This is a genomic window from Enterobacter sp. E14S, from assembly GCF_055666685.1.
Genome location: NZ_JBVODQ010000006.1, coordinates 135,558 through 161,470, shown reverse-complemented (window position 1 = coordinate 161,470; position 25,913 = coordinate 135,558). Strand labels below are relative to the sequence as shown.

The window sequence follows — 25,913 nt, the reverse complement described above, 5'->3', positions numbered from 1 at the left end:
GTGTCGTTAAAAAAGGAACGATTTGCAGCATAACATGAGTTATCCGGACATCACACGCAGCGGTGATGTCCGGGTCGCAAATGCTTAGCGCAACAGAATATAGATGGACTCATTGCCACGCATGACCTGCAGGGCAATAACCGCTGGTTTGCTTTCCAGCACCTTGCGCAGTTCGGCAATAGACTGCACGCGGTTGCGGTTTACACCGATAATCACGTCATCCTGATGCAATCCGGCCTGTGCGGCAGGGCTGCTCTTCTCGACGGTGTCGATGCTAATGCCTTTCGTACCGTCCTTCAGCTGCCCATCGCTCAACGTAGCCCCTTGCAGCGCCGGGGCGATAAGCTCCGCGCTGGCCGAGGATGACGTGCTCTTATCCAGCGTCACTTCAACGTCAAGCGGCTTACCGTCACGTATCAGGCCCAGCTTCACTTTGGCGCCAGGTTCCGTCGTGGCAATCCGTGAGCGCAGTTCTGCAAAGCTGTTCAGCGGTTTGTCGTTCAGGCTGACGATCACATCCCCCGATTTCACGCCCGCTTTTGCCGAGCCGGAGTTTGGCAGCACTTCACTGACAAACGCCCCGCGCTGTACGTTGATATTGAACGCTTTTGCGATATCCGCGCTCATCTCCATACCTTTAATACCCAGCAGCCCGCGTTTGATTTCACCGAACTGGATCAGCTGCTGCGCCAGGGTTTTGGCCATATTGCTGGGGATAGCAAAACCGATCCCGATGCTGCCGCCGCCCGGGGCCAGAATCGCCGTGTTAATCCCAATCAGCTCGCCGTTAAGGTTGAGCAACGCTCCGCCGGAGTTACCCCGGTTGATTGAGGCATCGGTCTGGATAAAGTTTTCCAGCCCTTCCAGATTGAGGCCGCTGCGCCCGAGCGCCGAGACGATCCCGGAGGTGGCGGTCTGCCCTAAGCCAAAGGGGTTGCCTACGGCGACGGCAAAATCGCCGACGCGCAGTTTGTCGGAATCCGCGATGGCAATCTGGGTCAGGTTGCTTGGGTTTTGCACCTGCAGCAGCGCGATGTCGCTCTGGTCATCGCCGCCGATCAGTTTGGCATCAAATTCACGGCCATCGTTCAGCTGGACGCTGATTTTATCGGCCTGGCTGATGACGTGGTTGTTGGTCAGGATATAGCCTTTTGCCGCATCAATAATGACGCCAGAACCCAGGCCTTCAAAAGGCTGAGCCTGCTGGTCGGGAGACTCATCGCCAAAATATTTTTTCAGTTCTTCAGGGACGCGTTGGCTTTGTACTGCGGTGCCCTCAACCTGAACGCTGACGACCGCCGGCAACACTTTTTCCAGCATAGGCGCGAGGCTTGGAATGGCCGCCTGGCCAGGTACCTGGGAAGGAATGGCGGCAAATACAGGGACGGACGCCGAGAGAGATAACCCGACACTTAACGCGATAGCGCTCAACAGCTGGTTTTTTTTCTTCATCGATGTTGACTCTCGTAACCTGGAATAAAGGAAAAACGGCCCTAAAAACACGTTGATGTTATTGAATTTTAAACCGCTGAACAATGAGGTGTTTAACTAAATGATAGCTGGGGTCATCAGGAAAGGACGGGCGCAATTGCTGCGCCCGTAAAATAAATTCAGGTTGTGCGATTAATCGCGTTTTACACCGCCGCGCAGCAGGCCGGACGCGCCATCGGAATAGTCGCGAGGCATCTGAACGGGCGCCTGATCGTTACCGGCTTCAGAGTCAGCCAGACGGTTGCGGAACGGATTAGTCTCCGCGGTCATTTCCGGCAGCAGGCTGCTGGAGCTTTTCGCCATATGCTGATACAGCTGGCGGTAGTCGGTCGCCATGTTGTCCAGCAGCTCGGCGCTACGGGCAAAGTGGCTGACCAGCTCTTCGCGATACTCTTCCAGCTCGGCTTTGTTCTTTTCCAGTTCGTACTGCAGTGACTGCTGCTGACGCAATTTGCGGTTACCGAAACGCATGGCCACAGCACCGATCACGATGCCGACGACTAAACCGATTAGCGCATATTCCCAGGTCATGAACTTCTCCCGTTGTCTTGTTGTTCCGTAGGGTGTTGGCTCGGCTCCTGCCTGTGCCTGATAATGCCACTATAACCGCTATTTCCGCAGAAGTGGAATCCTGACGTATCATCGCGTAGTGTAGAACGGCCTTTTTTTCATCAGTCACCTCTGCTGGTGAGCGTTAATTGAAGGAATAACAATAAGATTATGCAAAACCTGTCCCCTGCATTGCGATATCAACAGGCCCTTAATGAGGGCACTCATCAGCCTGATGACGTTCAGCGTGAGGCGGTAAATCGTCTGGAGATGATTTATCAGGAGCTCACGGCAAAACCCGCTGAAGTCGAACAGAACGGTGGGCTAAAGGCGGCGTTTGGGCGGTTGCTCGGTAAAAAAGCGCCACAGGCTCACGCGCCGGTGCGCGGTTTATATATGTGGGGCGGGGTCGGTCGCGGAAAAACCTGGCTGATGGACCTGTTTTATCTAAGCCTGCCTGGCGCACGTAAACAGCGTCTGCACTTCCATCGTTTTATGCTGCGGGTGCATGAAGAGCTGACCGCACTGCAGGGCAAAAGCGATCCGCTGGAGAATGTGGCCGACAGGTTCAAGGCGGAAACGGACGTGCTCTGCTTCGACGAGTTTTTTGTGTCTGACATCACCGATGCCATGCTGTTAGGCGGCCTGATGAAGGCGCTATTTGCCCGCGGGATCACGCTGGTGGCCACGTCGAATATCCCGCCGGATGAACTCTATCGTAACGGCCTGCAGCGGGCACGCTTCCTGCCCGCCATCGATGCCATCAAGCAGCACTGCGATATCATGAACGTCGATGCCGGTGTCGATTATCGTCTGCGCACGCTGACCCAGGCGCACCTGTGGCTTTCGCCGTTAAATGCCGATACCACCCGCGAGATGGATACACTCTGGCTGGCGCTGGCGGGAGCAAAACGCGAGCACGCCCCAGAACTCGAGATTAACCATCGCCCGCTGCCCACACTCGGCGTCGAAAACCAAACGCTGGCGGTCTCCTTTACGACGCTCTGCGTGGATGCCCGCAGCCAGCACGACTACATTGCGCTTTCGCGTCTGTTCCACACCGTGATGGTGCTGGATGTACCGGTGATGACGCGGCTGATGGAGAGCGAAGCACGGCGCTTTATTGCGCTGGTGGACGAGTTTTATGAGCGCCACGTCAAGCTGGTGGTCAGCGCCGATGTACCTTTATATGAGATTTACCAGGGCGAGCGGCTGAAATTTGAGTTCCAGCGCTGCCTGTCGCGCCTGCAGGAGATGCAGAGTGAGGAATACCTGAAGCTGGAGCATATGCCATAAATGCCACCCTCTCCCTGAGAAGGGAACCTTGTAGGCCGGGTAAGGCGCAGCCGCCACCCGGCATTTTCCACACCCCCGAAAAACCCATTCCAAATCACATTTAAGGGTCGATCTTTGACCTCAACTTCTCTATAATCTTGCGACCCCACGTTACGAGAAGGTTTTTTTCCCGAAACTTTCTATGTGTCGGCATGTGCTATTCGAAGGGGTAGGTTTGCCGGACTTTGTCGTGTGAACCTCAACTGACTAAACGTTTGGGTGTTCACCAACGTGTAACTTATTATTTGGGTAAGCTTTTAATGAAAACTTTTACAGCTAAACCAGAAACCGTACAGCGCGACTGGTATGTTGTTGACGCGACCGGTAAAACTCTGGGCCGTCTGGCTACTGAACTGGCTCGTCGCCTGCGCGGTAAGCATAAAGCGGAATACACTCCGCACGTTGATACCGGTGATTACATCATCGTTCTGAACGCTGATAAAGTTGCTGTAACCGGCAACAAGCGTACTGACAAAATGTACTACCACCACACCGGCCACATCGGTGGTATCAAAGAAGCGACCTTTGAAGAGATGATTGCCCGCCGTCCTGAGCGTGTGATTGAAATCGCGGTTAAAGGCATGCTGCCAAAAGGCCCGCTGGGTCGTGCTATGTTCCGTAAACTGAAAGTTTACGCAGGCAACGAGCACAACCACGCGGCACAGCAACCGCAAGTTCTTGACATCTAATCGGGATTATAGGCAATGGCTGAAAATCAATACTACGGCACTGGTCGCCGCAAAAGTTCCGCAGCTCGCGTTTTCATCAAACCGGGCAGTGGTAAAATCGTAATCAACCAGCGTTCTCTGGAACAATACTTCGGTCGCGAAACTGCCCGCATGGTAGTTCGCCAGCCGCTGGAACTGGTTGACATGGTAGAAAAACTGGATCTGTACATCACCGTTAAAGGTGGTGGTATCTCCGGTCAGGCAGGTGCGATCCGTCACGGTATCACCCGCGCTCTGATGGAGTACGACGAATCCCTGCGTTCTGAACTGCGTAAAGCTGGCTTCGTTACTCGTGACGCGCGTCAGGTTGAACGTAAGAAAGTGGGTCTGCGTAAAGCACGTCGTCGTCCACAGTTCTCCAAACGTTAATCCATTCTGCTTACGCAGAACGATTGGCGAAAAACCCGCTTCGGCGGGTTTTTTATGGATAATGCGCAGGTTATCCACAATATCCATGCATATATCTTCTCTTTTTCCACATTTCCAGAATCCCCTCACCACAAAGCCATCAAAATCTGGTAAACTATCATCCAATTTTCTGCCCAAATATCGGTGAATACTCGATTTTTGTTCGTTTCTTGAACAATGTGTTTTCTCTGGGATGGGCGATACAACATCTGGCTGGCCCCTGTTGGGCTGGTAGCAGTAAAAATTCTGAATATACCTGGAGGTTTTCATGGCTGTCGCTGCCAACAAACGTTCGGTAATGACGCTGTTTTCTGGTCCTACTGACATTTATAGCCATCAGGTTCGTATCGTGCTGGCCGAGAAGGGTGTCAGTTTTGAGATCGAGCATGTGGAAAAGGATAACCCGCCTCAGGATCTGATCGATCTCAACCCGAGCCAAAGCGTACCGACGCTGGTGGATCGCGAGCTGACCCTGTGGGAATCCCGTATCATTATGGAATATCTGGATGAGCGTTTCCCGCATCCGCCACTGATGCCTGTTTACCCTGTCGCGCGTGGTGAAAGCCGCCTGTACATGCAGCGTATCGAAAAAGACTGGTACTCGCTGATGAACGTGATTACCAGCGGTTCCGCTTCTGAAGCTGACGCTGCACGTAAGCAACTGCGTGAAGAGCTGCTGGCAATCGCCCCTGTGTTTGGTCAGAAACCGTTCTTCCTGAGCGATGAGTTCAGCCTGGTGGATTGCTACCTGGCACCGCTGCTGTGGCGTCTGCCAACCCTGGGCGTAGAGTTCAGCGGTCCTGGCGCGAAAGAGCTGAAGGGCTATATGACTCGCGTATTTGAACGCGACTCTTTCCTGGCATCTTTAACTGAACCGGAACGTGAAATGCGTCTCGGCCGAGGCTAATGACTGTGGAAATGTCACAACTTACCCCACGCCGTCCGTATCTGCTGCGCGCCTTCTATGAATGGCTGCTGGATAACCAGCTCACGCCGCACCTGGTTGTGGATGTGACGTTGCCGGGCGTGCTGGTTCCAATGGAATACGCGCGTGACGGACAAATCGTACTGAACATTGCGCCGCGTGCGGTGGGTAACCTGGAGCTGGCAAACGATGAAGTGCGCTTCAACGCGCGTTTCGGCGGCGTGCCGCGTCAGGTTTCCGTGCCGCTGGCAGCCGTGCTGGCTATCTACGCGCGTGAAAACGGTGCGGGTACCATGTTCGAGCCGGAAGCGGCGTATGATGAAGATGTTGCCAGCCTGAATGATGACAACGCATCCGACGAGCGCGAAAGCGACACGGTGATGTCACTTATCGATGGCGATAAACCCGATCATCACGACGACAATGATCCTGATGACGATCCGCCTCCGCGCGGTGGTCGTCCGGCTCTTCGCGTCGTGAAATAAAAACAGGCCCAAGCGGGCCTGTTTTTTTTTTACACTTCCAGGTAGTTCAGGATCCCGTCAGCCGCCTTACGGCCTTCGGCAATCGCCGTTACCACCAGGTCAGAACCGCGAACGATATCACCACCGGCGAAGATTTTCGGGTTGCTGGTCTGGAATGCGTTGTCGCTGCCTTCTGGCGCAATCACGCGGCCCTGCGAATCCAGCTCAACGCTGTGCTTCGCCAGCCATTCCATGCTGTGAGGACGGAAACCGAACGCCATCACCACGGCATCGGCCGGGATCACGTGCTCAGAACCGGCGACGATCTCGGCGCGACGACGGCCTTTCGCATCCGGTGCGCCCATCTCAGTGCGCGCCATCTTCACGCCGCTCACTTTACCGTTGGCATTCACTTCAATACCCAGAGGCTGGATGTTGAACTGGAACTCCACGCCCTCTTCACGCGCGTTTTTCACTTCGCGTTTAGAGCCCGGCATGTTCTCTTCGTCACGACGGTAGGCGCAGATCACGTGTGCCGCATTCTGACGAATGGAGGTACGCACGCAGTCCATCGCGGTATCACCGCCGCCCAGCACCACCACGCGTTTGCCTTCCATGCTGACGAACGGCTCATCGGCGGTTTCGCCGTAGCCCATGATCTGCCTGGTGTTGGCAATCAGGAACGGCAGCGCGTCGTACACGCCCGGCGCGTCTTCGTTTTCCAGACCGCCGCGCATGGACTGATAGGTGCCCACGCCGAGGAATACGGCGTCGTAATCCTTCAGCAGGTCGTCGAGCTGCACGTCGCGGCCCACTTCCACGTTCAGTTTGAACTCAATGCCCATACCGGTGAAGATTTCACGGCGACGGGTCATGACCTCTTTTTCCAGCTTGAAGGCCGGGATACCGAAGGTCAGCAGGCCGCCGATCTCCGGATGGCGGTCAAAGACTACCGCCTTCACGCCGTTGCGGGTCAGCACGTCCGCACAGGCCAGGCCCGCCGGGCCCGCGCCGATGATTGCCACACGCTTGTCGGTTTGCTTCACGCCGGTCATATCCGGACGCCAGCCCATCTCGAACGCTTTATCATTGATATAGCGCTCAATGTTGCCGATGGTCACCGCGCCGAACTCGTCGTTCAGCGTACAGGAGCCTTCGCACAGACGGTCCTGAGGACACACGCGGCCGCACACTTCCGGCAGGGTGTTGGTCTGGTGAGACAGCTCGGCGGCTTCAAAAATACGCCCTTCGTTGGCCAGCTTCAGCCAGTTAGGGATGTAGTTGTGTACCGGACATTTCCATTCGCAGTAAGGGTTACCGCAGGACAGGCAGCGGTCTGCCTGCGCTTTGGCCTGGCCTTCTGAAAACGGCTCGTAGATTTCAACAAATTCAATTTTGCGGATCTTCAGCGGTTTCTTTGGCGGATCAACACGCTGCAGGTCGATAAACTGGTATACGTTCTGGCTCATCTGAATTCCTTACTGCGCCTGCACGCGCAGCTCTGCTGCGCTACGACTACGGTGACCCAACAGGGCTTTAACATCGCTGGACTTCGGCTTAACCAGCGCGAATTTCGCAGAGAACGCCGGCCAGTTCGCCAGGATCTCTTCGCCGCGCGAAGAACCGGTATGCTGCACGTGTTCGGTAATCAAACCGCGCAGGTGTTCTTCATGGATAGCCAGCGTATCAACGTCCAGCACTTCTACCAGCTCCGGGTTCACGCGTTTGCGGAACTCACCGTCTTCATCCAGGACGTACGCAAAACCGCCCGTCATGCCCGCGCCGAAGTTCACGCCGGTTTTACCCAGAACGCAAACAATCCCGCCCGTCATGTATTCACAACCGTTATCGCCAATGCCTTCCACCACGGTGATAGCACCGGAGTTACGCACCGCAAAACGCTCGCCCGCACGGCCTGCTGCAAACAAACGACCGCCGGTCGCGCCGTACAGGCAGGTATTACCGATGATGCTGGCTTCATGACTGCGGAAGGCTGAGCCAACCGGAGGACGCACCGCCAGCAGACCGCCCGCCATGCCTTTACCGACGTAGTCGTTGGCATCACCGGTCAGATACAGCTCAACGCCGCCTGCGTTCCATACGCCGAAGCTCTGACCCGCGGTACCGCTGAAGTGCGCGGTAATCGGATCCGCTGCCAGCCCCTGGTCACCGTGCGTCTGCGCGATATAACCGGAGAGGGAGGCCCCCACGGAGCGGTCGGTGTTGCGGATATCAAACCAGAACGTTTTGCTCTGCTTGTCGTCCACGTACGGTTTCGCCTGCTGCAACAGCTGTGCGTTCAACACGCCGTTATCGAACGGCGGGTTGTTCTCGGTGCAGTAGACCGCTTTGCCAGGGTGCGGCTGCGCGGTTTCCAGCAGCTTAGACAGCTCAAGCTTCTGCTGCTTCGCCGTGAAGCCTTCCAGCTCTTTCAGCAGGTCAGTGCGGCCAATCAGGTCCACCAGGCGCTTCACGCCCAGTTGCGCCATCAGCTCGCGGGTTTCGCGGGCGATGAAGTCAAAGTAGTTGGTCACTTTGAACGGCAGACCGTGATAGTGGTTCTTACGCAGCTTCTCGTCCTGGGTAGCAACACCGGTTGCGCAGTTGTTCAGGTGGCAAATACGCAGGTATTTACAGCCGAGCGCAACCATTGGGCCGGTACCGAAGCCGAAGCTTTCCGCGCCGAGGATCGCCGCTTTAATGATGTCGAGACCGGTTTTCAGGCCGCCGTCCACCTGCAGGCGGATCTTGTGACGCAGGCCGTTAGCCACCAGCGCCTGCTGGGTTTCCACCAGGCCAAGCTCCCACGGGCAGCCCGCGTATTTCACGGAGGAGAGCGGGCTTGCGCCGGTACCGCCGTCGTAGCCGGCGATGGTGATCAGGTCAGCATAGGCTTTCGCCACGCCGGTAGCGATGGTACCGACGCCCGGTTCGGAAACCAGCTTCACGGAGATCATCGCCTTCGGGTTGACCTGCTTCAGGTCGAAAATCAGCTGCGCTAAGTCCTCGATAGAGTAGATATCGTGGTGCGGCGGCGGGGAGATCAGCGTCACGCCCGGCACGGAATAGCGCAGTTTGGCGATGTACGGGGTAACTTTATCACCCGGCAGCTGGCCGCCTTCGCCCGGTTTAGCACCCTGAGCGACTTTAATCTGGATCACGTCGGCGTTGACCAGGTACGCAGGCGTCACGCCAAAGCGACCGGATGCCACCTGCTTGATACGGGACACTTTGTTGGTGCCGTAACGCGCCGGGTCTTCACCGCCTTCGCCGGAGTTGGAGTTGCCGCCGATGCTGTTCATGGCTTCCGCCAGCGCTTCGTGGGCTTCCGGGCTCAGCGCACCGATGGACATCGCCGCGGTATCGAAGCGTTTGAACAGCTCGGATGCAGGCTCAACCTCGTCAATGCTGACCGCTTCATCACCCGGGTTCAGGGCAATGAGGTCGCGCAGCGTTGCCGCCGGGCGGTTGTTTACCAGCTCAGCGTACTGCTGGTAATCGCTGTATTCACCGCTCTGAACCGCCTGCTGCAGCGTGCGCACCACGTCAGGGTTGTAGGCATGATACTCGCCGCCGTGAACGTATTTCAGCAGACCGCCCTGATCCAGCGGCTTACGTGCCAGCCAGGCGCGTTTGGACAGGTTTACCAGATCCTGCTGGAAGTCAGCAAAACCGGCGCCGCCGATGCGGCTGACAACGCCCTGGAAGCAGAGGTTTGCGACCTCGTCATGCAGGCCGACCGCTTCAAACAGCTTCGAACAGCGGTAGGAGGCAATGGTCGAGATGCCCATTTTGGACATGATCTTGTACAGGCCTTTGTTGATGCCGTTACGGTAGTTCAGCATCACCGCGCGGTAATCTTTGTCGATCGCGCGGGTATCCACCAGACGGGCCAGCGTTTCGTAGGCCAGGTACGGGTAGATCGCCGTCGCGCCAAAGCCTAACAGCACGGCAAAGTGGTGCGGGTCGCGGGCGCTGGCGGTTTCCACAATGATGTTGGCATCGCAGCGCAGGCTCTTGTCGACCAGACGCGTCTGGATAGCGCCAACCGCCATCGGGGCAGGTACCGGCAGACGGTTTTTCGCGATATTACGGTCGGACAGCACCAGCAGAACGGTACCGTTACGCACCATCTGTTCGGCTTTGTCACACAGCGCATTCACCGTCTCTTCGAGGCTCGCTTCGGTCACGTCGAAGGTAATATCGAGCGTGTCGGCGCGGTAGTGCTCCTCTTTCATGGTGGTGAGCTGTTTGAAATCGGAGTACAGCAGGATCGGCGATTTAAAGGTCAGACGGTGCGCCTGGCCTTCGGCCTCGCAGAAGACGTTCATCTCGCGACCGATACTGGTGGCCAGCGACATCACGTGCGCTTCGCGCAGCGGGTCGATCGGCGGGTTGGTCACCTGCGCGAACTGCTGGCGGAAGTAATCGTAAATGATGCGCGGCTGGCTGGAGAGCACGGCAAACGGGGTATCGTCCCCCATGGAGCCGACCGCTTCCTGGCCGTTTTCACCGAGCACGCGAATAACGGAATCCAGCTCTTCCGCGCTGTAATTAAACTGTTTCTGGAAGCTTGCAAGCGTATCGTCGTCCAGTTCGCGGCGGCCCACTTCTTCATCCGATAAATCTTCGAACGGCACGAGTCGACGCACGTTCTTTTCCATCCACTCTTTGTACGGATGGCGGCTTTTCAGATCGTGATCGGTTTCGGCTGAGTGCAGAATGCGCCCGCCGCGGGTGTCGATCACCATCAGCTCGCCCGGACCGACGCGGCCCTTCTCGACCACTTCGTCAGGCTGGTAATCCCAGATACCCACTTCAGAGGCGCAGGTGATGAGCTTGTCTTTGGTGATGACGTAGCGCGCCGGACGCAGACCGTTACGGTCCAGGTTACAGGCGGCGAAGCGGCCGTCGGACATGACGATGCCCGCCGGGCCGTCCCACGGCTCCATGTGCATGGAGTTAAAGTCGAAGAACGCGCGCAGCTCAGGGTCCATATCCGGGTTGTTCTGCCAGGCCGGTGGCACGAGCAGACGCATGGCGCGCACGATGTCCATCCCGCCTGCCAGCAGCAGTTCCAGCATGTTATCCATTGAGCTGGAGTCAGAGCCGGTTTCGTTCACGAACGGCGCGGCATCGTGCAGGTCAGGGATCAGCGGCGTCTGGAACTTATAGGTACGGGCGCGGGCCCACTGGCGGTTACCGGTGATGGTGTTGATCTCGCCGTTGTGCGCCAGGTAGCGGAACGGCTGAGCCAGCGGCCAGCGTGGAACGGTGTTGGTGGAGAAGCGCTGGTGGAACAGGCAAATGGCCGATTCCAGACGCAGGTCCGCCAGGTCCAGGTAGAAGCGCGGCAGGTCAGCCGGCATACACAGACCCTTATAGATGTTCACCAGGTTAGAGAGGCTACAGACGTAGAACTCTTTATCGTCCTGAAGACGTTTTTCAATGCGGCGACGGGCAATAAACAGACGGCGTTCCATATCACGCGGACGCCAGCCCGCAGGCGCGTTGACGAAAATCTGTTCAATACGAGGCAGCGAGGAGAGGGCGATTTCACCGAGCACCCCTTCGTTGGTTGGCACATTGCGCCAGCCGACAATCGACAGGGTTTCACGCTGAAGTTCTTCTTCGACGATGCGGCGTGAGGCGGCAGCCTTTTCAGGATCCTGATTCAGGAACAGCATGCCGACAGCGTAGTTTTTGGCTAAACGCCAGCCGCGCTCTTCCGCCACGATACGGAAGAAACGATCCGGTTTTTGCAGCAGCAGGCCGCAACCGTCCCCGGTTTTACCATCGGCAAGAATAGCGCCACGGTGCTGCATTCGGGCCAGTGCGTGAATAGCAGTACGCACTACCTTGTGGCTAGGTTCGCCTTCTATGTGGGCGATCAGGCCGAAACCACAGTTATCCTTCTCAAGGGATTTATCGTACAACATATCAGTGAACCTCCCCAGGCTCGTCGGGCTTCCCACTGAACTTTACCGTGGCGCACAGGCACAGAAAGAGCATGGCGACGGGGTTTGCGTTTCATACGCGGACCTCGCATTCGCCCTCTTTTTCATCCTTTCGCGCAGGTAAACAAGTTTGAGGACTTGCTTCAGAGGGAATCTCAATTACTGCATAAATATGATGAGCAGGCCGCTCATCCAGAAAGCTTCCAGCGGATTTCCAACTTATCGGGAATTGGTACACAGGTCAAATGGCAATCTTATTTATACAAAAATGTGCTAAAGAGAGTTTATGTGATTGTATTTAAGGGTATTTAACTAATTTTACATTGATTGAAAGCCCTGGAAGAGCACAGCGGAGTGTGATCTGACTCACTATATGAAAGCGGTATTATCAATGTAGCGTGCTGAATAGCAGTTTTATAGCAGAATAATAATCTGGCATTGGTTGCAAACCCGCATAAACCCACTGTTTTTCAGTGGTGGCGCTATAAATGAAAAAAACAATCAGAACATAAGGAAAAGTAATTACGAATGGCGTGAATGAAATTGCAGTAATCCTGATTATTTATTCATATAGATAAAGGCCGTCCGGGGCGATTGATCCAGGTCATCGCCGACAGAGGCTAAAAGTGGCAGGCTTGTCCCCTTTCTCCGGGACGGTCTATCAGATTATGCAGTTACAGAAATTAGTCAATATGTTTGGTGGGGATCTTTTGCAGCGATACGGACAAAAGGTTCATAAGCTGACGCTGCACGGCGGGTTTAGCTGCCCGAATCGCGATGGCACCATCGGGCGCGGCGGCTGCACCTTCTGTAACGTTGCGTCCTTTGCTGACGAAGCCCAGCAGCATCACTCTATCGCTGAACAGCTTGTCCATCAGGCCAGCCTGGTGAACCGCGCGAAGCAGTATCTGGCCTATTTTCAGGCCTACACCAGCACGTGGGCGGAGGTGCAGGTGCTGCGCTCTATGTATCAGCAGGCCGTCAGCCAGGCTAACATCGTTGGGCTGTGCGTGGGCACGCGCCCGGACTGCGTACCGGACGCGGTGCTGGACCTGCTCGGCGAGTACAAAGAACAAGGCTACGAGATCTGGCTGGAGCTGGGCTTGCAGACCGCGCATGACAAAACCCTGCACCGTATTAACCGTGGCCATGATTTCGCCTGCTACCAGCGTACCACGCGCCTGGCCCGCGAGCGCGGGCTGAAGGTCTGCTCGCATCTGATTGTCGGCTTGCCGGGTGAAGGGCAGCAGCACGGCCTGGAGACGCTGGAAAAGGTGGTTGAGACCGGCGTGGACGGCATTAAGCTGCACCCGCTGCATATTGTTACGGGAAGCATTATGGCGAAAGCCTGGGAAGCCGGGCGGTTAAGCGGTATTGAGCTTGAGGACTATACGGTGACGGCGGGGGAGATGATTCGCCACACCCCGCCGGAAATTGTCTACCACCGCATCTCGGCCAGCGCCCGCCGTCCAACGCTTCTGGCACCGCTATGGTGTGAGAACCGCTGGACGGGGATGGTGGAAATCGACCGCTATCTGCAGGAGAACGGCGTACAGGGCTCAGCGCTTGGTCGTCCGTGGGTTCCCCGTCTACCGGCGACGGCCGCCTAACAGACTTCCCAGCATGCCGCGTACTATCTGATTGGTGACCTGCCGTGCCGCGCTTTTCGCCATGGTCTGTACCACGCCGTCGCGTTTGCCGCCGCGCGGCCCGGTGCTGCCGAACAGGATATCTTTGAGCCCCCCGAGAATACCGTCATCCACGGCGACGGACTGCCCTTTAGCGACAGGCGCATCCTGCGACTCCGTTGTCGCCTGCACTCCTTTTTGCAGCATCTCGAACGCGGACTCGCGATCAACCTCGTCTTCGTACTTTCCGTAAACCGGAGAGTGGTTAATCAAGCCGTTACGTTCATCGTCGGTAACGGGCCCCATGCGCGAGCAGGGCGCGATCACCATGGCGCGTTCCACCACGGACGGGCTGCCCTTCGCATCCAGGAACGAGATCAGCGCTTCACCGGTGCCTAACGCCTGAATCGCCGCTTCGGTATCAAAGGCAGGATTGGCGCGCATGGTTTGCGCGGCGGCTTTTACCGCTTTTTGATCCTTCGGCGTAAAGGCGCGCAGGGCGTGCTGCACGCGGTTACCAAGCTGGCCGAGCACGTTATCCGGGATATCCGACGGATTTTGCGAGACAAACCAGACGCCAACGCCTTTGGAGCGGATCAGGCGAATGACCTGTTCAATCTTATCCAGCAATACCTGCGGCGCGTCGTTAAACAGAAGGTGCGCTTCGTCAAAGAAGAAGACCAGCTTCGGTTTTTCCAGATCGCCCGCTTCCGGTAACTGTTCGTAGAGCTCTGAGAGCATCCACAGCAGGCTGGCGGCGTAGAGCTTTGGCATCTGGTAGAGCTTCTCGGAGCTCAGAATGTTGATGATGCCTTTGCCGCTGCTGTCGGTGCGCATCCAGTCTTTGATATCCAGCATCGGCTCGCCGAAGAAGTGCTCTGCGCCCTGTTGCTCCAGCGTCAGTAACCCGCGCTGAATGGCACCCACCGAGGCGCTGCTGATATTGCCGTACTGGTTCTGGAAGGATTTGGCGTTATCGCCGATGTACTGGGTAATGGCGCGCAGATCTTTGAAATCAAGCAGCAGCAGCCCCTGATCGTCGGCAATGCGGAAGATAATATTCAGCACGCCGGACTGCACGTCGTTGAGGTTAAGCAGACGGGCCAGCAGCAGCGGGCCGAGATCGGAGACGGTAGCGCGCACCGGGTGGCCTTTCTCACCAAAGATATCCCATACCACCACCGGATTGTTATGCGGCGTCCAGTCCGTGATGCCAATATTCTTCAGCCGTTCGAGCAGTTTCTCAGAGGCCGTACCTTCCTGAGCCACACCCGTTAAATCGCCTTTCACGTCAGCCATAAAGACCGGTACGCCAATCTCCGAAAGCGACTCTGCCAGCTTTTGCAGGGTGACGGTTTTCCCTGTCCCGGTCGCTCCGGTGATCAGACCGTGGCGGTTCGCCATCGCAGGCAGTAAATACAGCTCTTTCTCCAGCGTCCGGGCAATTAACAATGGTGTACTCATGATGCGCTTCCTCTCTTTGTCCTGGGTGGAGTATAGGCAACCTGACCGCAATTTGGTTGAGTAAATTCCTGACTTTGCGGCGCATTATCCAGCGCGGACTATGCTTTTGCATACGGTTCACAAAAATAGTGAGAAACGATGTCCAGATTCTTCTTTAACGATCGCAAACAGCTGGTCAACGATGCCATTGAAGGCATACTGCTTTCTGCGCCACACGCAAACCTCGTCAAACTTGATATCGATCCGGCCATCAGGATCGTCGCCCGCGGCGACTGGGACAAAAGCCGCGTGGCGGTGATCTCCGGCGGCGGCTCAGGCCACGAACCCGCGCACGCCGGGTTTGTCGGCAAAGGGATGCTGACGGCGGCAGTGTGTGGAGATCTGTTCGCCTCGCCGAGCGTGGATGCGGTGCTGAACGCCATTGTGGCGGTCACGGGCGATCGCGGCTGTCTGCTGATCGTCAAAAACTACACCGGCGATCGCCTGAACTTTGGCCTGGCGGCTGAAAAAGCCAAACGCTACGGACTCAAGGTGGAGATGGCGATCGTGGCGGACGATATCGCGCTGCCGGATAACAAACAGCCGCGCGGTATTGCCGGTACGGCACTGGTGCATAAGATTGCGGGCTATGCGGCGGAGCACGGGAAATCGCTAAGCGAGGTGCGGGATATTGTGCAACAGGCCTGCGATAACCTCTGGAGCCTGGGCGTTGCGATGCAAACGTGCAACCTGCCGGGCAGCGACGAGGAAGAGGGGCGCATTAAGCAGGGCCATGTCGAGCTGGGGCTGGGCATTCACGGCGAGCCCGGTGCTTCCGTCGTGGATACGCAGAACAGTAAAGCCATTATCGACACGCTGGTGACGCCGTTACGCGCGCAGGCGGGAGAAGGGCGGTTTGCGGTATTGATTAACAATCTTGGCGGCGTCTCGGCGCTGGAGATGGCGCTGCTGACCAAAGAGCTGGCGCATTCGGCGCTGAAAGAGGAGATCGCGTACCTGATAGGCCCCGCGCCGCTGGTGAGCGCGCTGGACATGAAGGGCTTTTCGCTCACGCTGCTAAAGCTCAATGACTTCTTTGAAAAGGCGATTCACGCCGAGGTCGAAACGCTGGGCTGGCAGAAGCCCGTGGCGTTTGCGCCACTGCGCACCGTGGCACATACCGCCATTCACGATCGCGTGGAATACACTCCGTCGGACAATCTGCGGGTGGGCGAGTATGTCTCCTCGGTGACGAAAACGCTGCTCCAGCTGGAAAACAGACTGAACGCGCTGGATGCCAAAGTGGGCGACGGCGATACCGGCTCCACTTTTGCGCAAGGGGCGCGGGATATTGCGCAGCGTCTGGAGGATCGCAAGCTCCCGCTTGATAACGTATCGACGCTGCTGTTGCTGGTGGGCGAGCGGCTGGCGACGGTGATGGGCGGATCGAGCGGGGTGCTGATGTCGATCTTCTTCACCGCGGCCGGGCAAAAGCTTCACGATGGTCAGCCGCTGCCCGAGGCATTGCTCAGCGGGCTGGCGCAGATGAAGCAGTACGGTGGGGCAGATCTCGGCGATCGTACCCTGATCGACGCGCTGCAGCCGGCGCTGGAGGCGTTGCTGAAAGGCGATGTCGATGCAGCGGCGAAGGCAGCACAGCACGGTGCCGAAGCAACGGCGAAAATGGCGAAAGCCGGCGCGGGGCGCTCGTCGTATGTGAATAAAGAGAATCTGGATGGGGTAATGGATCCCGGTGCGGTCGCGGTGGCTGAGGTGTTTAAGGCCATGGTAGATGCAAAACGGTAACGACCGTTACCGTTTTTAGTGTGTGCGCCTTCTCCCTGTGGGAGAGGGTTGGGGTGAGGGAATCAGGCCGCACATTCCCCGCCAATATCACATCAAAAATCCGCTTTCAACACCACGCGGTAGCGGGCTTTGCCGTCACGCACGTGCTGGATCGCTTCGTTGATTTTCGACATCGGATACAGTTCGGTGGTCGGCGCCACTTTGGTGCGTCCGGCAAACTTCATCAGCTTGCGCAACTCAAACGGCGTACCGGTCGCGGAGCCTGACACGCTGCGATCCCCGCCGATCAGGGTAAACGCCGGAACCGGCAGTGGCTTCATCACGGCACCTACGGTGTGGAAGTTACCGCCGTAGGCCAGCGCCTCAAAGTACGGCTGCCAGTTGAGATCCACGTTAACGGTGTTGATGATCAGGTCAAACTGCCCAGCCAGCGCGTTCAGCGCGTCAGGATCGCGGCTGTTCACCACTTTATCCGCACCCATCGCCAGCACTTCTTTCTCTTTCGCCGGGTTGGAGCTGAACGCCGTGACTTCACAGCCCATCGCGTGCAGCAGCTTGATGGCGATATGCCCCAGGCCGCCAATACCGATGACGCCCACGCGGCTGGTGGCGGTGATGTGGTGCATCAGCAGAGGTTTGAAGACGGTGATACCGCCGCACAGCAGCGGACCTGCGGATTCGATATCAATGCTGTCCGGCAGCGGGATCACCCATTGCCAGTCGGCGCGCAGTTTGTCGGCAAAACCGCCTTTGTTCAGAATGGTGGGAACGGCGCCTTCGAGGCAGTTGATCTGATTCCCGCTGATACAGGCGTCGCAGTGACCACAGCTGCGTGCCGTCCAGCCAATGCCCACGCGTTGGCCTACCTTCAGCCCTTTGTCCTGTGCGGCACTACCGAGCGCCACGACGCGGCCAATGACTTCGTGCCCGGCAACCAGCGGATAGCTCGAGAAGCCCCATTCGTTGTCGATCATCGAGAGATCCGAGTGGCAGATCCCGCAGTAATCAACCTGTACTTCGACGTCTTCTGCTTTTAGTTCGCCCGCATCGTACTCGTACAGCTCAAGTTCTGCACCCGCCTGCGGTGCGGCGTAGCTTTTTATCTTCGACATCGTGTTTCCCCCGTTGTGGTGTGAACTGAGAGTGTAGAGCATTCAGTTTACAGCCGCTTAACAGAACAGGGCAGGAACGAAACTTACAGACTTTTCAGCATCCTGACTTCGCAATCAACGTGGCCGGTACAGCCCAGCGGCGCATCGATATGCTCAAAGCCCAGATGTTCATACAGGCCGATGGCCTCTTTGAGGAAAGCGGTGGTTTCCAGGTAGCAGCGGGTAAAACCCTGCTTGCGCGCGTGGTCCAGCGCCATCAGCGCCAGCTTTTTCGCCAGCCCTTGCCCGCGCGCCGTTGGCAGAAAATACATTTTCTGCAGCTCACAGATATCCGGCTCGCTGCAGCTGAGGGGCGCCACGCCGCCGCCGCCCACAACCTGACCGTTCAGCTCGATTACCCAGTAGGCATGCCCTGGCTGGCTGTAGAGCTGGTAAAGCTCGTCCAGGTTCGGGTCGGCAACCGTGTAGCCTTTGTCAGCCGTCAGGCCATATTCGGCAGAAACGGTGCGGATAACGGCGGCGATTGCCGGGTTATCCTGCTCAGCGATCCGGCGCATCGTCGTCGCGACGGGGGTAATCACGCTCATAGCATTACTCATTACAAAAATTGACACATAACTGCTGTTAATAGCACCGCAGAAAGGGGAGTGCAAGCGAGGAGTTTTCAGGAAGGATACCCCTTACGCCCTGAAGCGTAAGGGGTAAAAGCATTACAGGGCTGCGATAACCGCCTGCTGCTCGATCAGCTTGGTCTTCGCATCGGCGAAGGCAACCAGACGCTCGCGCTCTTTCGCGATGACCGCTTCCGGCGCGCGGGCGACAAAGCCTTCGTTCGCCAGCTTGCTTTCGATTTTGCCAATTTCCACGTCGACTTTTGCCACTTCTTTCGCCAGACGAGCCAGCTCGGCGTCTTTGTCGATCAGGCCCGCCATTGGGATCAGCAGCTCGGCGCCGTCGATGATTTTTGTCACGGAAACCGGACCTTTGTCATCCGCAGGCAGCACGGTGATGCTTTCCAGACGCGCCATGGTTTTCAGGAAGGTGTTGTTCTCGGTGACGCGACGAACGGCAGCCTCGCTGCAGCCACGCAGCAGCAGCTCCAGCGGTTTGCCAGGGGCGATGTTCATTTCAGCGCGGATGTTACGTACCGCAACGATCGCCTGTTTCAGCCACTCGGTATCCGCGGACGCCGCTTCATCAACCTTGGCCGCATCGAATTCCGGGAACGGCTGCAGCATGATGGTATCGGCGTTGATGCCTGCAATCACCTTCACGCGCTGCCAGATGGTTTCGGTGATGAATGGAATGACCGGATGCGCCAGGCGCAGCAGACCTTCCAGAACGGTAATCAGCGTATTGCGCGTGCCGCGCAGCTCCGCCTCAGTGCCGCCGTTCATCACCGGCTTCGCCAGCTCCAGATACCAGTCGCAGAACTGGTTCCAGGTGAATTCATACAGGATGCCCGCCGCGATATCGAAGCGGTAGCTGTCCAGCGCCTCGCGGAACGCTTTCACCGTCTGGTTGAATTCCGCCAGGATCCAGCGGTCTGCCAGAGACAGCGTCATCTCGCCGCCGTTGAAGCCGCAATCCTGATCTTCGGTATTCATCAGCACGAAGCGGCTGGCGTTCCACAGCTTGTTACAGAAGTTACGGTAACCTTCCAGACGCTTCATGTCCCAGTTGATGTCACGACCGGTTGAGGCCAGTGCCGCCAGGGTGAAGCGCAGGGCGTCGGTACCGTGAGACTCGATCCCGTTCGGGAACTGCTTCTCGGTACGCTTGCGGATTTTCTCAGCCAGCTGCGGCTGCATCATGTTGCCGGTACGTTTTTCCAGCAGATCTTCCAGAGAGATACCGTCAACCATATCCAGCGGGTCAATCACGTTCCCTTTGGACTTGGACATCTTCTGGCCTTCGTCGTCGCGGATCAGACCGGTCATGTAGACGGTATGGAACGGAACCTGCGGCTTGCCGTTTTCGTCTTTGATGAAGTGCATGGTCATCATGATCATGCGGGCAATCCAGAAGAAGATAATGTCGAAGCCGGACACCATCACGCTGGTTGGGTGGAACTGACGCAGCGCGTCGGTGTTTTCTGGCCAGCCGAGGGTGGAGAAGGTCCACAGCGCGGAGGAGAACCAGGTGTCCAGCACGTCTTCGTCCTGACGCAGCGCAACGTCCGCGCTCAGGTTGTGTTCCTGACGCACTTCGTCTTCGCTACGGCCAACGTAAACGTTGCCTTCGTTGTCGTACCACGCCGGAATACGGTGACCCCACCACAGCTGACGGGAGATACACCAGTCCTGAATGTCGCGCATCCAGGAGAAGTACATGTTTTCGTACTGCTTCGGCACGAACTGAATGCTGCCATTTTCAACCGCTTCGACAGCCGGTTTCGCCAGCACGTCGGCACGCACGTACCACTGGTCGGTCAGCATTGGCTCGATAACCACGCCGCCACGGTCGCCGTACGGCACGGTCAGATCGTGAGGTTTGATCTCTTCCAGCAGGCCGAGCGCGTCAACGGCTGCCACGATGGCTTTACGCGCGGCAAAGCGTTCCAGCTTCTGGAACTCTGCCGGGATGTCGCTGGAGTAAACGTCGGATTCGTTGCCTTTGGTGTCGTACACTTCTGCGCTTTCGCGGATATCACCGTCGAAGGTCAGAATGTTGATCATCGGCAGGGCGTGACGACGGCCGACTTCATAGTCGTTGAAATCGTGTGCAGGGGTGATTTTTACGCAGCCGGTGCCTTTTTCCATGTCGGCGTGTTCGTCGCCCACAATCGGAATACGGCGGTTTACCAGCGGCAGCACCACGAATTTGCCGATCAGATCTTTATAACGCGGATCTTCCGGGTTAACGGCCACGCCGGTATCGCCCAGCAGGGTTTCCGGACGGGTCGTTGCAACCACCAGGTAATCTTTACCGTCGGCGGTTTTTGCGCCATCGGCCAGCGGATAGCGGATGTGCCACATGGAGCCTTTAGACTCGCGGTTTTCCACTTCCAGGTCAGAGATGGCGGTGCGCAGTTTTGGATCCCAGTTTACCAGGCGTTTGCCGCGGTAAATCAGGTCTTCTTTGTACAGACGGACGAAGACTTCTTTAACGGCGTTGGATAGGCCTTCGTCCATGGTGAAGCGCTCGCGCTCCCAGTCCACGGAGTTGCCGAGACGGCGCATCTGACGGGTAATTGTGCCGCCGGATTCCGCCTTCCACTGCCAGATTTTGTCGATGAACGCGTCGCGACCGTAGTCGTGGCGGGTTTTTCCTTCTTCAGCGGCAATTTTACGCTCAACCACCATCTGGGTCGCGATACCCGCGTGGTCAGTCCCCGCCTGCCACAGGGTGTTTTTACCCTGCATGCGCTGGTAGCGGATCATGGTGTCCATGATGGTCTGCTGGAAAGCATGACCCATATGCAAACTGCCGGTGACGTTCGGCGGCGGGATCATGATGCAGAAGGACTCTTTGCTTTCGTCGCCGTTAGGCTTGAAATAGCCCTGCTGTTCCCAGTGCTCGTAAAGCGGCTGTTCGATATCGCGTGGGTTATATGTCTTTTCCATTATTTCCAGGTTGCCGTATTCAGGTTAAAACCAGCCAGGCGGTACGCTTTATAGCGTTCGCGCGCCAGTTGTTTCAAAGATTCTTCGTAAGGGACAAAGTCTACCACTTCTGTGAAAGCGGTGGCAAAATCTGCAAAATCTATCCGCAGGCTAATCAGAATATCGCGCGCGCTGCTGTTGCGCTTTTGCGGCCAGGCTATTTCAACCGGTGCACCGCCGCGCGGGCCTTCGCCCGACAGGTTATGCGGCACAAAACTCTCCGGCGGGCGCGCCCACAGCGCTTCATCCAGGCGAATCGCCTGCTGTTCATCTTCACAGGCAATCAGAACGCGTTTACCTGCGCGCCAACGTTCTGCGGCAATTTCACACACCAGCTGTTCTACGGCGCTGAGGCCATCCTGATGGGTGTCGTTGTCCAGAAGGTAGAACGTTGCATTCTTCATATATGGGGCTTCTTGTGCTCACTTTAAATGCTTAAGCCGGGCGGCGGCTTCGCCTTACCCGGCCTACGGTTTACTGCCGTTTTGACTTACTCGTCGCCGTTAAAACCTGCGCGGTTCAGCAGGAACTGCGACAGCAGCGCCACTGGACGACCGGTTGCGCCTTTGGCTTTACCGGAGCGCCATGCGGTGCCCGCGATATCCAGGTGCGCCCAGTTGTACTTGCGGGTGAAGCGTGCCAGGAAGCAGCCCGCGGTGATCGCCCCGCCAGGACGTCCGCCAATGTTCGCCATATCCGCAAAGTTAGACTCCAGCTGATCCTGATACTCGTCACCCAGCGGCAGACGCCATGCGCGGTCCCCGGCCTGCTCTGAGGCACCGATAAGCTCATGCGCCAGCGGGTTGTGGTTCGACATCAGGCCGGTGATATGGTGGCCCAGCGCAATCACGCAGGCTCCGGTGAGGGTAGCGACGTCAATCACCGCTTCCGGCTCGAAGCGCTCAACGTAGGTCAGCACGTCACACAGCACCAGACGCCCTTCGGCGTCGGTGTTCAGCACTTCAACGGTCTGGCCGGACATGGTGGTCAGAACGTCACCCGGACGATAGGCGCGCCCGCCAGGCATGTTTTCGCAGCCCGCCAGTACGCCGATCACGTTGATAGGCAACTGCAGTTCCGCGACCATGCGCATCACGCCGTAAACCGCCGCCGCACCGCACATGTCGTACTTCATCTCATCCATGCCTTCGGCAGGCTTGATGGAGATACCGCCGGAATCGAAGGTGAGGCCTTTACCGACGAGCACAATCGGGCGCGCGTCTTCGGACGGATTGCCTTTGTACTCGATGACGGACATCAGGGATTCGTTCTGCGAGCCGTTACCGACCGCCAGGTAAGAGTGCATCCCCAGCTCTTTCATCTGCTGTTCGCCGATGACGCGGGTAATGACGTTTTTGCTGTAGGCGTCGGCCAGCTGACGCGCCTGAGAGGCCAGGTACGCCGCGTTACAGATGTTAGGCGGCATGTTGCCGAGATCTTTGGCCGCTTTAATGCCGGCCGCGATCGCCAGACCGTGCTGGATCGCACGTTCGCCGCTGGTCAGCTCGCGACGGGTTGGCACGTTAAAGACCATTTTACGCAGAGGACGACGCGGCTCGCTTTTATTGGTCTTCAGCTGATCGAAGCTGTACAGGCTCTCTTTTGCCGTTTCAACCGCCTGACGCACTTTCCAGTAGGTGTTACGCCCTTTAACGTGCAGCTCCGTCAGGAAGCAGACGGCTTCCATTGAGCCAGTATCATTCAGCGTATTGATTGTTTTCTGAATTACCTGCTTATACTGACGTTCATCCAGCTCGCGTTCTTTGCCGCAGCCAATCAGCAGAATACGTTCTGACAGTACGTTCGGAACATGGTGCAGTAACAGCGTCTGCCCAGGTTTGCCTTCCAGTTCGCCACGGCGCAGCAGGGCGCTAATATAGCCGTCACTGATTTTATCGAGTTGCTCGGCGATCGGGGAGAGTCGGCGTGGTTCAAAGACGCCCACAACGATGCAGGCACTCCGCTGTTTCTCCGGGCTACCGCTTTTTACACTGAACTCCATGCACTACGCTCCTGAATCTTAAAGACAACGGCGGCAGCTACGGATAGAATTGAAACCTTTCGTAACTCATGTCCGCTGTTGTGGTGACTTCGTGTTAATCTTACGTTACTACGGTTTCGACACGTCAGAAAAAGTCCTGAAGCGTGAATCCGCCGGATGTTTTAATCTTAGCGATGATTTCGACGACTCAAGAGAATAAATGACGTTTAAGCCATGAAACAAGCGAAATTCCTGCAAAGAGACGGGTTTTTACGGGCGTATTTAAAGTGATAATCATAAGATATCTGGTGCGGGAGACGCTCAAAAGCCAACTGGCGATCCTCTTCATCCTGCTGCTGATTTTTTTCTGTCAGAAGCTGGTTAAGATCCTCGGTGCGGCCGTTGACGGCGAAATTCCAACAAATCTGGTGCTTTCCCTGCTTGGCTTAGGGATCCCGGAAATGGCGCAGCTCATCCTGCCGCTAAGTCTTTTCCTTGGCCTGCTCATGACGCTTGGGAAACTCTACACCGAGAGTGAAATCACGGTGATGCATGCCTGTGGCCTGAGCAAAGCGGTACTGGTGAAAGCGGCCATGATACTGGCGCTGTTCACGGGTATTGTCGCGGCGGTGAATGTGATGTGGGCGGGTCCCATGTCTTCCCGTCATCAGGACGAAGTGCTGGCCGAAGCGAAAGCCAACCCCGGCATGGCAGCCTTAGCCCAGGGGCAATTCCAGCAGGCGACCGACGGTAACTCCGTGCTGTTCATTGAGAGCGTTGACGGCAGTAAATTCAACGACGTATTCCTGGCGCAGTTACGTCCCAAAGGTAACGCGCGTCCTTCCGTGGTGGTTGCAGACTCCGGTCAGCTTGCTCAGCGCAAAGATGGTTCTCAGATCGTGACGCTGAACAAAGGCACCCGTTTCGAAGGCACCGCCATGCTGCGCGACTTCCGTATTACGGATTTCCAGAACTATCAGGCCATTATCGGCCATCAGGCGGTGGCGCTCGATCCAACGGATACCGAGCAAATGGACATGCGTACCCTGTGGAATACCGATACCGACAGAGCGCGCGCTGAGTTCCACTGGCGTATTACGCTTGTATTCACCGTGTTTATGATGGCGCTGATTGTCGTTCCGCTGAGCGTGGTGAACCCGCGCCAGGGACGTGTGCTCTCTATGCTGCCGGCGATGCTGCTTTACCTGATCTATTTCCTGCTGCAAACCTCGATTCGTTCTAACGGCGCGAAGGGTAAGCTGGACCCTATGGTCTGGACATGGTTCGTCAACAGCCTGTACATCTTACTGGCGCTGGGATTAAACCTGTGGGATACGGTGCCTGTGCGCCGCATACGTGCCCGATTCTCGCGTAAAGGAGCCATCTAATGCAGGCGTTTGGCGTTCTTGATCGCTATATCGGTAAAACCATTTTTACCACCATCATGATGACGTTGTTCATGCTGGTGTCGCTCTCCGGCATTATCAAATTTGTCGATCAGCTGAAAAAAGCCGGCCAGGGGAGCTATGACGCGATGGGCGCGGGGATGTATACCCTGCTCAGCGTGCCGAAAGATGTACAGATCTTCTTCCCGATGGCGGCCCTGCTGGGCGCGCTGTTGGGGCTGGGGATGCTGGCGCAGCGCAGCGAGCTGGTCGTTATGCAGGCCTCGGGCTTTACCCGCATGCAGGTTGCGCTGTCGGTCATGAAAACCGCGATCCCACTGGTGCTGTTGACCATGGCGATTGGCGAGTGGGTCGCGCCGCAGGGCGAACAGATGGCGCGTAACTACCGTGCTCAGGCCATGTACGGCGGCTCGCTGCTCTCGACTCAACAAGGTTTATGGGCGAAAGACGGTAAAAACTTCGTCTACATCGAACGGGTGAAGGGGAATGATGAACTGGGGGGGGTGAGCATCTATGCTTTCGATGACCAGCGCCGTCTGGAGTCAGTCCGCCACGCCTCTTCGGCGAAATTTGACGCCGAACATAAACAGTGGCGTTTGTCCCAGGTTGATGAATCTAACCTGACCGATCCGAAACAGATTACGGGTTCTCAGACGGTAACCGGTACGTGGAAGACCAACCTGACGCCTGACAAGCTCGGTGTTGTTGCGCTGGATCCTGACGCGCTCTCCATCAGCGGTTTGCACAACTATGTGAAATACCTAAAGTCGAGCGGGCAGGATGCGGGACGTTATCAGCTCAACATGTGGAGCAAGATCTTCCAGCCGATGTCCGTGGCGGTGATGATGCTGATGGCGCTGTCGTTTATCTTCGGCCCGTTACGCAGCGTGCCGATGGGCGTGCGCGTCGTGACCGGTATCAGTTTCGGCTTTGTGTTCTACGTCCTCGATCAGATCTTCGGTCCGCTGACGCTGGTTTATGGCATTCCGCCAATAATTGGTGCGCTGCTGCCAAGCGCCAGTTTCCTCCTGATCAGCCTCTGGCTGCTGTTGAAACGCTCCTGATTGACCTCTCC

Annotated in this window: 19 protein-coding genes; 9 read left to right on the top strand and 10 right to left on the bottom strand. The window is 57.0% G+C overall.

Annotated features, from left to right (window positions below; genetic code table 11):
- Positions 1 to 84: 84 nt before the first annotated feature.
- Together degQ and zapG are read right to left on the bottom strand one after the other, a co-directional pair.
- The gene (gene degQ, locus ACZ6J2_RS14585) at positions 85 to 1,452 is read right to left on the bottom strand and encodes a serine endoprotease DegQ (RefSeq protein WP_023309385.1); all 1,368 of its coding nucleotides are present in this window, start codon (positions 1,450 to 1,452) and stop codon (positions 85 to 87) included.
- Between the two features lie 171 nt (positions 1,453 to 1,623).
- A complete protein-coding gene (gene zapG / locus ACZ6J2_RS14580; RefSeq protein ID WP_008502832.1) occupies positions 1,624 to 2,022 on the bottom strand; it encodes a Z-ring associated protein ZapG in 399 nt (132 codons plus the stop codon).
- Between the two features lie 189 nt (positions 2,023 to 2,211).
- Here zapG and zapE point away from each other — a divergent pair, with 189 nt between their 5' ends.
- The 5 genes from zapE (at position 2,212) to sspB (ending at position 5,921) form a co-directional block, all read left to right on the top strand.
- A complete protein-coding gene (gene zapE, locus ACZ6J2_RS14575; RefSeq protein ID WP_471726035.1) occupies positions 2,212 to 3,336 on the top strand; it encodes a cell division protein ZapE in 1,125 nt (374 codons plus the stop codon).
- 299 nt (positions 3,337 to 3,635) lie between these two features.
- Positions 3,636 to 4,064 (top strand): 50S ribosomal protein L13, encoded by a 429-nt coding sequence (gene rplM, locus ACZ6J2_RS14570; RefSeq protein WP_003860434.1) that lies wholly within the window; start codon positions 3,636 to 3,638, stop codon positions 4,062 to 4,064.
- Between the two features lie 15 nt (positions 4,065 to 4,079).
- Positions 4,080 to 4,472 (top strand): 30S ribosomal protein S9, encoded by a 393-nt coding sequence (gene rpsI, locus ACZ6J2_RS14565; RefSeq protein WP_003860436.1) that lies wholly within the window; start codon positions 4,080 to 4,082, stop codon positions 4,470 to 4,472.
- Positions 4,473 to 4,779: 307 nt separating this feature from the next.
- Entirely contained in the window at positions 4,780 to 5,418 is a 639-nt protein-coding gene (gene sspA / locus ACZ6J2_RS14560; protein WP_014885418.1) for a stringent starvation protein SspA, read from the top strand.
- Between the two features lie 5 nt (positions 5,419 to 5,423).
- Complete coding sequence (gene sspB / locus ACZ6J2_RS14555) at positions 5,424 to 5,921, top strand: ClpXP protease specificity-enhancing factor (protein ID WP_024906337.1); 498 nt, start codon at positions 5,424 to 5,426, stop codon at positions 5,919 to 5,921.
- A gap of 29 nt (positions 5,922 to 5,950) precedes the next feature.
- Here the strand turns inward: sspB and gltD are convergent, their stop codons facing one another.
- Together gltD and gltB are read right to left on the bottom strand one after the other, a co-directional pair.
- A complete protein-coding gene (gltD, locus tag ACZ6J2_RS14550; protein ID WP_471726033.1) occupies positions 5,951 to 7,369 on the bottom strand; it encodes a glutamate synthase subunit GltD in 1,419 nt (472 codons plus the stop codon).
- A 9-nt stretch (positions 7,370 to 7,378) separates the two neighbouring features.
- Positions 7,379 to 11,839, bottom strand: coding sequence for a glutamate synthase large subunit (gltB, locus tag ACZ6J2_RS14545; protein WP_064673375.1), 4,461 nt, complete (start codon positions 11,837 to 11,839; stop codon positions 7,379 to 7,381).
- 686 nt (positions 11,840 to 12,525) lie between these two features.
- Between gltB and mnmL the strand changes: the two genes are divergently transcribed.
- Positions 12,526 to 13,467: a tRNA modification radical SAM protein MnmL/YtqA gene (gene mnmL / locus ACZ6J2_RS14540; RefSeq protein ID WP_471726031.1), complete on the top strand. Its 942-nt coding sequence runs from the start codon at positions 12,526 to 12,528 to the stop codon at positions 13,465 to 13,467.
- Here mnmL and ACZ6J2_RS14535 read toward each other — a convergent pair.
- A complete protein-coding gene (locus ACZ6J2_RS14535) occupies positions 13,447 to 14,949 on the bottom strand; it encodes a helicase HerA-like C-terminal domain-containing protein (RefSeq protein WP_471726030.1) in 1,503 nt (500 codons plus the stop codon). The two genes, mnmL and ACZ6J2_RS14535, sit on opposite strands and share 21 nt — an antisense overlap.
- Positions 14,950 to 15,087: 138 nt before the next feature.
- Here ACZ6J2_RS14535 and ACZ6J2_RS14530 point away from each other — a divergent pair, with 138 nt between their 5' ends.
- Positions 15,088 to 16,734 carry a dihydroxyacetone kinase subunit DhaK gene (locus tag ACZ6J2_RS14530; RefSeq protein ID WP_471726029.1) on the top strand — a complete coding sequence of 549 codons (1,647 nt, stop codon included), beginning with the start codon at positions 15,088 to 15,090 and terminating at the stop codon, positions 16,732 to 16,734.
- Between the two features lie 92 nt (positions 16,735 to 16,826).
- On the opposite strand, the gene ahr is transcribed toward ACZ6J2_RS14530, so the two are convergent.
- From ahr to pepA, 5 genes are all read right to left on the bottom strand, one after another.
- Complete coding sequence (gene ahr, locus ACZ6J2_RS14525; RefSeq protein ID WP_033146757.1) at positions 16,827 to 17,846, bottom strand: NADPH-dependent aldehyde reductase Ahr; 1,020 nt, start codon at positions 17,844 to 17,846, stop codon at positions 16,827 to 16,829.
- Between the two features lie 83 nt (positions 17,847 to 17,929).
- Positions 17,930 to 18,433, bottom strand: a complete 504-nt coding sequence (locus ACZ6J2_RS14520; protein WP_033146756.1) for a GNAT family N-acetyltransferase — start codon at positions 18,431 to 18,433, stop codon at positions 17,930 to 17,932.
- A 123-nt stretch (positions 18,434 to 18,556) separates the two neighbouring features.
- Positions 18,557 to 21,412, bottom strand: coding sequence for a valine--tRNA ligase (locus ACZ6J2_RS14515; RefSeq protein WP_471726028.1), 2,856 nt, complete (start codon positions 21,410 to 21,412; stop codon positions 18,557 to 18,559).
- Complete coding sequence (gene holC, locus ACZ6J2_RS14510) at positions 21,412 to 21,855, bottom strand: DNA polymerase III subunit chi (RefSeq protein WP_008502815.1); 444 nt, start codon at positions 21,853 to 21,855, stop codon at positions 21,412 to 21,414. Before holC ends, ACZ6J2_RS14515 begins: the two co-directional genes overlap by 1 nt.
- An 86-nt stretch (positions 21,856 to 21,941) precedes the next feature.
- On the bottom strand, positions 21,942 to 23,453 hold the full coding sequence (gene pepA / locus ACZ6J2_RS14505; protein ID WP_023309366.1) for a leucyl aminopeptidase: 1,512 nt from the start codon (positions 23,451 to 23,453) through the stop codon (positions 21,942 to 21,944).
- Positions 23,454 to 23,719: 266 nt separating this feature from the next.
- Here pepA and lptF point away from each other — a divergent pair, with 266 nt between their 5' ends.
- Positions 23,720 to 24,820, top strand: coding sequence for an LPS export ABC transporter permease LptF (lptF, locus tag ACZ6J2_RS14500; protein WP_024906345.1), 1,101 nt, complete (start codon positions 23,720 to 23,722; stop codon positions 24,818 to 24,820).
- A complete protein-coding gene (gene lptG, locus ACZ6J2_RS14495) occupies positions 24,820 to 25,902 on the top strand; it encodes an LPS export ABC transporter permease LptG (protein WP_024906346.1) in 1,083 nt (360 codons plus the stop codon). The genes lptF and lptG overlap by 1 nt, the downstream gene beginning before the upstream one ends.
- The last annotated feature ends 11 nt before the right edge of the window (positions 25,903 to 25,913 follow it).